Source organism: uncultured Campylobacter sp., from assembly GCF_938030815.1.
Classification (GTDB): Bacteria; Campylobacterota; Campylobacteria; order Campylobacterales; family Campylobacteraceae; genus Campylobacter_B.
Genome location: NZ_CALHII010000288.1, coordinates 1 through 11,039 on the forward strand (window position 1 = coordinate 1; position 11,039 = coordinate 11,039).

Annotated in this window: 4 protein-coding genes; 3 read left to right on the forward strand and 1 reads right to left on the reverse strand. The window is 47.7% G+C overall.

Annotated elements, in window-relative coordinates:
• Positions 1-1,628, reverse strand: a 1,628-nt coding sequence (locus Q0277_RS10850) for an ATP-dependent helicase (protein WP_297998060.1), incomplete at its 3' end; no start/stop codon positions are given.
• A 41-nt stretch (positions 1,629-1,669) separates the two neighbouring features.
• Between Q0277_RS10850 and Q0277_RS10855 the strand changes: the two genes are divergently transcribed.
• The 3 genes from Q0277_RS10855 to Q0277_RS10865 form a co-directional block, all read left to right on the forward strand.
• Positions 1,670-5,116 carry a transglycosylase domain-containing protein gene (locus Q0277_RS10855; protein ID WP_297998063.1) on the forward strand — a complete coding sequence of 1,149 codons (3,447 nt, stop codon included), beginning with the start codon at positions 1,670-1,672 and terminating at the stop codon, positions 5,114-5,116.
• Positions 5,117-5,163: 47 nt separating this feature from the next.
• Positions 5,164-10,332, forward strand: coding sequence for an alpha-2-macroglobulin family protein (locus tag Q0277_RS10860; protein ID WP_297998066.1), 5,169 nt, complete (start codon positions 5,164-5,166; stop codon positions 10,330-10,332).
• A 272-nt stretch (positions 10,333-10,604) separates the two neighbouring features.
• Positions 10,605-11,039: FAD-dependent oxidoreductase (locus Q0277_RS10865; RefSeq protein ID WP_297998069.1), on the forward strand; the 435-nt coding region annotated here is incomplete at its 3' end.

An 11,039-nucleotide genomic window follows, 5' to 3' on the forward strand; every position in this document is an offset into this window, starting at 1 on the left:
CGTTTTGTCGCGATGAAATCCGCCACAAGCGCAAAAAGGCGCGAGTCTTTGATCTGCGAGATGAGCGTAGCGGACCTTGCAGCGGAGCCGTTTTTTTTAAAAATTTTATAAATTTCGTGCAAAAATACGGCGCCACCCTCGGTGATTTTATTGTGTTTTAGAACCGGATGCGAGCGAAAAAACTCGTCAAATTCCAAAGCTTCAAAGCGCGATACGGAGCCGATAATATCGACATCATCAAAAAGTCCGAGCTGATAATTTTTTCTCTTTTTTTCAAAAATTTTAACGCTCTCGTCGGGGCGCAAAAGACCTGCGTGAATGCTTCCGTGTCCAAGCGCGATTAGCGCGTCGAAAAGCTCCTTGCTTAGCGCGCTGCCGACGCCTCTTGCGTATTCGCACGTGCTCATAAATGCCATCATATCTTTTGGGTTTATTATCATCGCGAAAATGTCCGTAAAGGCCTTGATCTCGCGGCTTTCAAAAAAGCTCACGCCGCCTTTTCGCTTCGCGCCGATGCCGAGCTCCTTAAGCGCGACCTCGACGCCGTCGGCGCTGGAGTTGTTGCGAAAGATGACGGCGATCTTTTCGCGTGGAGTGCCGCTTTGCGCGATCTGTGCGGCTACGTGGGCGTATTGCGCCGCCGTATCGTCGTAAACATGCAGCCTAGGCGCGCTAAATTTTCCCTCGCGGCCCACGATCAGCTTCTTTTCGTAAAGGCGCGGATTGTTCGCGATGACGCGGTTTGCAAGCGCCAAAATCGCCGAGCTTGAGCGGTAGTTGATATTCAGCGCGTAAATTTTAGCGTCCGCAAAGCGCTTGCCGAAGCTGCCGATGATGTCGATGTTTGCGCCGTTGAAGGCATAGATGCTCTGATCGAAATCGCCGACGCAAAAAAGGCTTTTCGTCGCGAAGGCATCGATGAGGCTTCCTTGCAGAGAGTTCGTGTCCTGATACTCGTCCACTAAAATTTCATCAAACCGCAGCGGCGCGCCCTTTCGCAGCTCATGGCGCATTTTTAGCAAAACGTCGTTGAAATCAGCGTAGTTAAATTTCGCTTTTTCCTCCTCGAACTCGCGCAAAATATCTGCGTAAATTTCGGCAAATTCCGCCTGATCCTCGTGGTTTTTGCTAAACCATGTCTCAAAATCCGCGCTCATCTCCTTGTTTTGATACAACGAATACACGTCGTACAGATACGCCCCGCCGTAGGGGCGCGCGTCGCTTACGTGATAAAATTTGCGCCTTTCTACGAGGCTTTTTAGCAGCGTCTTTAGCTCGGCGGGCTGCTTTAGGATCACGCCTTTACCGAGCTCGCGAAGTAGGGCGTAGGATACGGCGTGGAAGGTGCCCGCGACGATTGCGGAGGTGATCTTTTTATCAAAATGCCGCTGCAGCCTCGCTATCATCTCGCTCGCGGCCTTGTTCGTAAAGGTAAGAAGCAAAATTTTTCTAGGGCTCGTACCGAGATTTAGCAGATGAGCGATCCGCGCGACGATGGTGCTGGTTTTGCCTGTGCCTGCGCTTGCGATTATTAGATTGTGCCCAGCAGGAGCGGTTGCAGCGGCGTATTGTTCGGTGTTTAGCTTAGCTAGAGCGTCCAAGATTATTCCTTTGCAAAAAGGCGCCATTATAGCCTAAAATCATTAAAATTCTTTGATATAATTGCGCGATGAAATTTCTAAAATTTACGTTAAAAATCGCGCTATTTTGCGCATTTGCATTCACTCTGTTTTTGATCCTAGACGCGCTTTATCCGCTAAATTTGGATATGCTAAATAAGCAGAAGAGTAGAATTTTATATGACCGAAACGGCGAAATTTTAAATATGCAGATCAGCGACGATCAAATTTGGCGCTTTTACGCGAGCGCAGACGAGATACCGCCGCGGCTGAAACAAAGCGCGATCTACTTCGAGGATCGGTATTTTTACTACCATTTCGGCGTCAATCCAGCCTCGATTTTGCGCGCGGCTACGTATAATTTTACGCAAAATTTTACTAAAAAAAGCGAGGGCAACGTCGAGCGCGTCGGAGCCTCCACGATTACGATGCAGGTTGCGCGTATGATGCGCCCAAAACAGCGCAGCTACAAGAACAAAATCATCGAAATTTTCAACGCCTTTCAGCTGGAGTGGCACTTCAGCAAGGATGAAATTTTAGGAATGTATTTCAACCTCGCCCCATACGGCGGCAACATCGAGGGGGTTAAGACTGCGGCGTATTTTTACTTCAAAAAAAACCTGCGCGAGCTTAGCAACGCTCAAATCGCACTTCTTAGCGTGATCCCAAAAAACCCGAACAAAAACCGCCTAGACCGCAGATCAAACATCAACGCGCTTAAAAACCGCCTAATTTCGCAGCTGCGAGAGGGCGGCGTGATCTCGCAAAGCGAGTATGAGCGCGCCCTCGCAGAGCCGTTTTCGCCCAGACGCTACGCAGCGCCCAATTATGCGGCGCATTACGCGCTACTAGCGTTTAGCAATTATAAAATGCAAAATTTTACCGCCAAAGATGACGTAAATTTCACTCAAAATTTAAAGCAGGGCGGCACGCCCGGCGCGACGGCAGAGGAAGCAAGCTTGGCTGCGCGCAGAGCCGCGGCGGGGGCAGAGTCAAATTTTTCGGATGCGGCGAGTGCCGAATCAAGCTTTACGGTTGCAACAATGGGTGAGTCAAATTTATCAAGCGCCGCAAACGCGCAGGCGGGAATGGATTCGAAAGAAACGAATCCCAAAGAGGCGGATTTTAAAACAGATGCGCCAAAGAGTTTAAATTTTAGCGAACGAACGAGCTTAAATTTAAACGAGCGCGAAGGCGCAAAATCACAGGCAAGCGTAAAACCGAACGAACCGAAAAGCGTAAAACCAAATGAACAAAAGAGCGCAAATTTAGATGAGCGGCGAGATTTAATTAATGCCGCGCATTCGCTACAAAGTCTAAATTTAAACGAGCAACGAGGTGCTGAGCGTTTGCCACAAAATTTCCAGGCAGATGCAAGCTCTGGCAAGCGCCCGCACGTAAATTTTGGTGCGCAGATAAATTCTGCTTCGGATGTTAGTATGCAGGCGGATTTCGCTTCGTCGAACGCTAATGCTCGGACAGATTCTACTTCAGACGCCAAAATGCAGACGGCTTCTGCTGCAAGCGCCGAATCGCAGGCAAATTCCGCTCCCAACGCCAAGATGCCGCAAAATTTCGCTTTAGCCGCCCAGGCGCAAATAAATTCCGATCTAAACGCCAAGACGCAGGAAAATTCCGCAAACTCTAAAGCGAGCGCGCAGTCCAAGGAGCAAACTACGCTAGCGCAGGAGCTTGCGCGTCTAAACGAGGGTAAAATTTATTCGAGCTTGGATCTGAAAACCCAGATCGCGCTTGAGGGTTTTTTGAAAAGCGAGATCCTCTCTCTACGCGATAAGGGCGTTAGAAACGGCGCTGCGGTGCTGATCGACAACGAAAGCATGAGGGTGATCGCTTACGTCGGCAGCCACGATTTTAGCGCCAATGAGGGGCAGAACGACGGCGTGCGCTCGCAAAAGAACGTAGGCTCGACGCTCAAGCCCTTCATCTACGCCAAAGCCCTTGAGCACGGGCTCATCACCCCATCAAAGAAGCTGATCGACGCGCCGATAACCTTCGCGGGCTATGTGCCGCGCAACTACAATCAGGGGTTTTTGGGCGCGGTGAGCGCGACCGACGCGCTAAGTCTTAGCCTAAATATCCCTGCGGTGAAGCTAAATTTGATGCTTGGTGACGACGGGCTGTATGAGATGCTTAGCGGCGTGCATCTGGCGGAGTTTAGCAAGGATTATTACGGCGCAGGTATCGCGCTTGGCAGTATTTCGATGAGTCTAATGGATCTTAGCCGCCTTTACAGCGCGTTTGCAAACGGCGGTAAGCTGCAGAAGCTCGAAATAGCGGGCGCAAAGATCGGCGACGATGCTAAAATTTTAACCCCGCAGAGCGCCTACATCGTAACACAGATGTTAAGAAACGCGCCGCGCTCCTATCTCGGCTCGGTGTGGCAAAATACCCTAAACGCGCCGCCGTTGATGTTTAAAACGGGCACGAGCGCCGATGCGCGCGATCTCTACACCGTCGCTCTGACGCCGAAATTTACCCTCGGCGTCTGGCTGGGAAATTTCGACGGCTCCAAGACTAGGGATCTTAGCGGCGGCGTGAGTGCGGCAAAAGTGGCGTTTAATATGTTTGCTTTCCTCGATAAATCGGGCATGCTGGGCGAGGCGGAGTTTGCGCGTCCCGCGGGCGTGAGCTTTCGGCGAGTATGCACTGACGCGTACCGCGAAAAGGAGTGCGCTCAAAGCGCCGAGGATCTTACGATCGATGGGATTGAGCCCAACGAGGAGTGCGAAATTTACGGCACTAGCGAGCTTTTTTATCTGCTAAAACACGGCCTAGTCGATCCGCAAAAGGTGCGCGCAGGAAGGTGCGCGGCTAAATTTGCCGCCGTAAAGCCTGTGTTAAACGACATCAACGCCAAAACCTACGAGACCGGCGAGGACGGCACGCTGCGGCTAAAGGTGCAGTGCACGGCGGTTTTTGGCGAGCGGGTATATATCAGACTAAGCGGCGGTTCGCGGGAGTTTATAGCGCTAAATTCCACTGCATTTACGGGGGAGAATTCCGCGGATTTGGATTCCAAGCATTCTAGCACGGCGCAGCAAGATAATTTAAAGCAAAATTTTGCAGAACAGAATTCTACAGCACAAAATTCCATGCGACAAAATTTAGCGCCACGGAATTTAAAATCACAAAATCTTACGAAGCAAAATTCTGCGGGATGGAATTTTATAGCTAAAAATCCAGCCACACAGAATTTGGCATCGCAAAATTCTATCTTGCAAAATTCTACAGAGCAAAATTTCACAGCGAAAAATTTCACAGATCAAAATTTCTCGCAACAAAATTCTGCGGCACGAGATTTCACCACGCAAAGCCTAACGCCTGCAAATTCTAAAGTTAAAACGGGAGAATATTTTGCGCGCACTAACGGCGAGGCTTTTACGCTTAACCTCGGCGCAGGGGATTTTGAGCTTGGCTGCTTGGACGAAAATGCAAATTTCGCTAAAGCAAATTTTAGAGTAAATGAAAGAAAATAAAAGGTTAATTTGTATATAATTTCGTAAAATTTTTGCAAAGGAATTTTATGAAGACAAAACTACTAAGCGCAGCGCTATTTTGCGCTTTGGCTAGCTTTGCCGCGGGCGTAGAGATCAAATACGCTAGCGGGGCTTACGAGATTAGCGGGGTGGACGGCAGTGGATTTAGCGTCACGCAAAAGCAGATCTTAAAATGCACTCCCAAAATCACGGGCACCTACGAAAGCGTGAGCGAGAGCTCAATCAGGCTCTATCCTAAGCCGATGCTTAGCGCCGGGGTTAATTATTCGTGCGAGGCGCGTGGGGTGCGCTTTGAGTTTGAGACAGAGCCTTTTAGCACCGAGCATATCGCGCTTCTGCGTCCGGGGTTAGTGGCAATTAAATTTAACGATGCGGTTAGCAAGGACGCGCTACAGCAAGCGACTAGAATTTACCGCGCGCAGAATTTAGCCCAAAACGACATATCCTACGAGCTTAGCTCGCACGATGATCGGAATTTTTTATTCAGCTTCGATCCTAAGGCACAAAACGTCGTATTGCAAATAGAATCCCTCACCTCAAAAGCGGGCGCAAAGCTACAAAATCCGGTGGAGCTACGCACGGACGAGGAGCCTTTTAATGATAGCATTAACGCTTCAAATTTAAGCGGCGTGCAGATCCGCCCCGCGGCTCTAAAAGACGGCTCACTCGCAGCTAGAGTGTGTTTTCCTAACTATATGGACGAGCTGTCCGCCAAATACGTAAGAATCACAGGCGTGAGTAAATTTAGCCTCACTCAGCCGCGATATTATTATTATGACGAAGATGAAGAGGGTGGCGAAAGCGACGATCCTTCATGCTACTACTATGCAGATATAGTAAGCGACGAGTTTATGCCGAATAAAAGCTACGAGATTAGACTGCTAAAGGGCTTCGGAGATAGCTCATATATTTTGCGTGACGAGATCAAGCAAAGCGTAAAAATGGGCGACAGGCTGCCTTTCGTAGCCTTTAGCGACGAGAAAAATTTTATCCCAAAATCCGCTTCGTTAGCTTTTAAAAGCTCAAACGTAAATGAGGTTAAAATTTCGATTGCCAAAGTTCCTGAGCAAAATTTTAGGTATTTTTTAAACTTTGAAAGCAACGAAGATAGCGTAGGTGGGCTAGCTAGCGAGATCGCGGTTAAGAGCTTTGATATAGGAGGCGCTAAAAACGCCGTCGCGGAGCATAAAATCGCGATGGATTTTAAAGGCTATGAGGATGGAATTTATAAAATCACGGCGTTTTACAAAGTGGGCGAAAAGATGCAAGAGGTTTCGCGCGTAGCCTATCTTAGCGACATTACGGCTCAAGTGGTGCTGCTTGAGCGCGGTGCGCTAATTTATACTTCTAGGCTTAGTAATGGCGAGGAGCTAAGTAGAGCGAAGGTTAAAATTTACAGTGATAAAAACGAGCTAATCGCGGAGGATAAAACGGACGGAGATGGAATTTTAAGATTAGAAAATATGGAAATTCTAGCCAAAAATCCGCGCTCTATCGAGATTAGCAAAGGCGATGAACATGCGTTCGTGCTATTTAATAACGCCGTAGCAAGCGTAGAGAAAACGATTACTGCAAAGCGCCCGTTCGTTTATCTCGCGAGCGAGCTGATAAGCCCGAATGAGCGGCTTTTAGGCACGATCGTGATGAAAAATCGCGATTTTAGCTCTTTAAAAAATACGCCGATTAAATTTAAAATTTACGATCCTAGCGGCACTGTGGTCATCACGCGCGTGCAAAACACCGATGAGTTCGGCAGCGTTAAAATAGACGAGCTGATGGGCGAGAAAAGCGGCACTTATCGCCTAGATCTCATCTATGAGGACAAAATCATCGCTTCTAAAAGCTTCAGCGTAGAAAATTTCGTCCCAAACCGCATTAAAAATGAAATTCTCACTGCCAAAGATGAATACGGCGCAGATGAGATCATAACTTTAAAGCTAAGCTCAAACTATCTTGCAGGCGCGCCGGCTGGAGATTTGAAAGGCTCGCTAGAAGCAAATGCTTATGAAAAAGAGCTAAAAATTAAAGGCTACGAGGGTTTTTCGTTTCTAAACGATCGCTTAAAGAAAAAGGGCGCTACGCAGCTTCGTAGGGCAGAATTTACGCTAAACTCCGCCGGTAAAAAGGAGCTTGCACTCTCGCCGGCAGCAGCTGATCTAAATGTCTCTAACGCCATAAATATTCTACTAAATTTCAGCGTAACCGAAGAGGGCAAAAACGTAAACGCATATCGCAGCCTGAGCTATCTGCCTTATGATCGTATCGTAGGAATTCGCGCGAGCAAGGATTTCATATCAAGTGGAGATAGCGTAAAATTCGGCTTTGCGCTACTAGATTCCAAAACCAAAACCGACGTCAAAGGCAAGATCGACGTTGAAATTTACCGCGACGATTTTACTTACGTTTATGACGGCAACAGATACGTCGAGCAAGAAAGCTTTAATCTCGTAAGCGCCGTTAGCACCGATGCGCGCGAGTTTGAGTACAAATTCCAAAACGGCGGCAATTATCTAATCGTCGCAAACGATTACTCAAGCGGCGCAAGTGCTGGCGTGCGCGTGGATGTAAGCGGCTGGGGATATTATGGACGGGTAAACGCTAAAGACGTACAAAGCGCTAAAATCAAACTCGCAAGCGACAAGGTTAAAGCTGGAGATAAAATTAAAGGCGTCATCAATTCGCCGGTAGAAAGCGGCGTGCTAAATATCTCGCTCGTAGGAGAGCAGGTTTACGACTATAAAATTCTATCCGTCAAAGGCGGCAGCGCGGAATTTGAGCTTAGCGTGCCAGAGAATTTCGTCGGAGGACACATCAACGCTGTAATCGCGCGCGCCGCGACACCCGCTGCGATGCCGCTTAGAGCCTATGCAAACGTGCCGGTGGCGCTAGATGCGAGCTCGCACAAGGCTAACGTGCAAATCCTAGCCGAGAAAAGCTACAAAAACGGGCAAAACGCGCAGATCAGCGTAAAAAGCGAGTCAAATTCCAAAGTCATACTCTACGCAGTCGATCTTGGAATTTTAGATATCGTCTCACAAGAGGAGCTTGATGCATTTAAGGCGTTTGACGTTAGCGCGTATTTTGCGCTGCGGTACTTTGACATTTACGATGATCTTAGCGTGTATCAAACTACTGCTAAAGAGCTAAGCTTCGGCGGCGACGGCGTGATGGCGAAGGCTAAACGAAATTTAAGCCCGGTCGAAAATAAAAAGCAGAAAAAATTTATAAAAATGCTGATCGCAAAAGCGGATGCAAACGGCGAGGCGAAATTTGAGCTTGCGATGCCGAAAAATTTTAACTCCACGATCCGACTAAGCGCCATGGCTATCGGAGAGGCGGCTACGATCGGCTCGGCAAACGTCGAAGCTAAGGTTCGAGACGACGTGATCATAAAACCGGCAGATCTAACCTACATGGTACGCGGCGATGAAATTTCCGTGCCGCTAACGCTCATCAACACCACCGATAAGGAGCAAAAGGCGGTCTTGAAAATCAGCTCATCTCCTTCGGTTGCTATAAGCGGCGGCGAGGCAAATTTCACACTTAAACCGCTTGAGGTCAAGCACACAAACTTCACCGCAAGCGCTCTTGATATTGCGGATGCGAACATTAAATTTGATCTTGACGCAAACGGGCAAAAATTTAGCAATGATGTAGAATTTGACATAATCAGCCAGTTCCCGCGCTCGAAAATATTTCACGCGAGCTACGGCGATAAACCCGTAACGCTAAAAATCGATCCGAGTTATAAAGAAATTTATACTCACATCAGCGCTACGCCTAATGCTTTTAGCCTAGCGGATGAGCTATATCTCTATCCTTACGGCTGCACCGAACAGCTTGCTTCAAGAATGATAGCGGTTGATTATGTCGCACGCAAAGACTCCAATAAAACCTTAACCAACCGCGTAAACGAGTATGCAAGTAGAATTTTATCTCGCCTCAAACCTAACGGCGATTTCGGCTATTGGAGTGCTCACGGCGTTACTAATTACTACGCTTCGATTTACGCAAGCGACGTTTTACTAGAGCTTGACGCGCGCTATAAATTCCTTAGCAACAAGCAAAGATCGCTGATATTTAGCGCCTTAAAATCAGACTACGAAGATCAAGCGACGCTTCGAATATACGCGGATTTCGTGCTAGATCAATACGGCAAGCTCGATGATGATGAGATAAATTTCATTTACGACAACGGCCTTTATGACAACTCGCCGATGGCTCGCATCGCTATGGCTGCGATACTTAAAAAGCACAATATGACGACCGAGTTTAACTTCATGCGTGAAAAAATAAACCAAATGGATTATGATTACGCCGAAGACGGAGCGGGCTTGACCTTTGCCAGCGACATAAGAGACGCTGCCTTTAAGCTCTACGCATTCGGCAAGGCTGGCATAAAAGATGATAGCACGGCTCGCACGGTCGATGCGATCATTCGCGATCTAAAAAATATAAACAATACGCAGGAGCGAGCAAGCGTAATACGCGGATTCGATGCGTATTTTAAGGACGCGAAAAAAGAAGCCCATTTTGCATTAAAATACGACGGCGAGACGAAAAATTTCAATTCGCCGCTGGATACCAAACTGGCGGTTAAAGACGGCGCGATAGAATTTACGCCGATGAGCGGCAATGGCGAGCTATTTTTTACCGCTCTTGGCTTTGGATATGAAAGCGCGCCTTTAAAGCATGAGGCTTTAAGTATACAGAGTCTAAACGCTCATTCTATGGATAGCAAGAGGATTGAAATTTATCGTGAATTTATAGATGCTCGCGGCAACATAGTCGATCTAAACAAGCTTAAAGTAGGGCAGAAAATTTACTCTAAGATCAGCTGGCGAGCGAATTATTATCTGTATAATTTCGTAATCGATGAGGCGATGCCTAGCTGCTTTGAGGCGGTCAATGAGCGCCTAGGCTCGGCCGCGCAGGCTAGAGTCGAGGGCATGCAAGACAGCGTGGCACTAGAACACACGGAGTATCTGTATGACCGAGTGCTTCGCTTCCCAAAAAGCGGCTATTTCTATTATGATTCGCGAGACGGAGAGAATAGCAGCGGCGTCATCTATACTCCGATAAACGTGATTATGGCTGGCTCGTGCGCGCTTCCTGCGATCTCTATCGAGGATATGCAATACGAGCAGGTAAATAACTACGATCTGCAAACGCTTAAATTTAAAGTTGCTCGCTAAGGGCGTAGCGATTTTAAGGCTCGGCGCGAATTTTGCATTCATTGCTATTTTTGTGCCGAGATTTTTTATTTTGGGCGGATGCTTCACAAACGAGCGGCATTGTAAATTTTAAAATTTTAATTCCGCTCGCCCGCCGAATTTCAAAATTTTATATCAATGCCTATATTTCATAGCTTTTTACTATCTATTTATAAAGTTATTCTATTTGACTTACATTTAAATTCGAGTTATCATTTCTTTTAAATATACACTTTCAATTAAAGGAGTTGCAAATGCAAGACGTATCAAGACGTAGTTTTTTAAAGATTAGCGCAGTGGGTGCGGGGGCACTTGCGCTGGGATCTAGTAGCGCGTGCGCGGCACAAAATGCCAAGGACGTCAAATTCGACGAGGAATACGACATCGTCATCATCGGCACCGGTTTTGCGGGGCTTGCCGCGGCGATTAAAGCTAGCGGACGCGGTAAAAAGGTGCTTATCTTAGAAAAGATGGGTCGCGCGGGCGGAAATTCCGTCATCAACGGCGGAAATATGGCTGCTCCGATGAATAAATTTCAAGTAGCGCAGGGCATCAAGGATAGCAAGGAACTTTTTATCGCCGATGCCGTAAAAGACGGGCTCGGGCTCAATCACACCGATCTTTTAGGCGTGATGTTTGATCGCAGCAATGATGCGGTAGATCTTTTGGTGGGCTGCGGAGCGGAGTTT

Bases quoted from the DNA above. Each gene is read 5' to 3' on its own strand.
- Q0277_RS10855 (WP_297998063.1), top strand. From the start codon at position 1,670: ATGAAATTTCTAAAATTTACGTTAAAAATCGCGCTATTTTGCGCATTT.
- Q0277_RS10860 (WP_297998066.1), top strand. From the start codon at position 5,164: ATGAAGACAAAACTACTAAGCGCAGCGCTATTTTGCGCTTTGGCTAGC.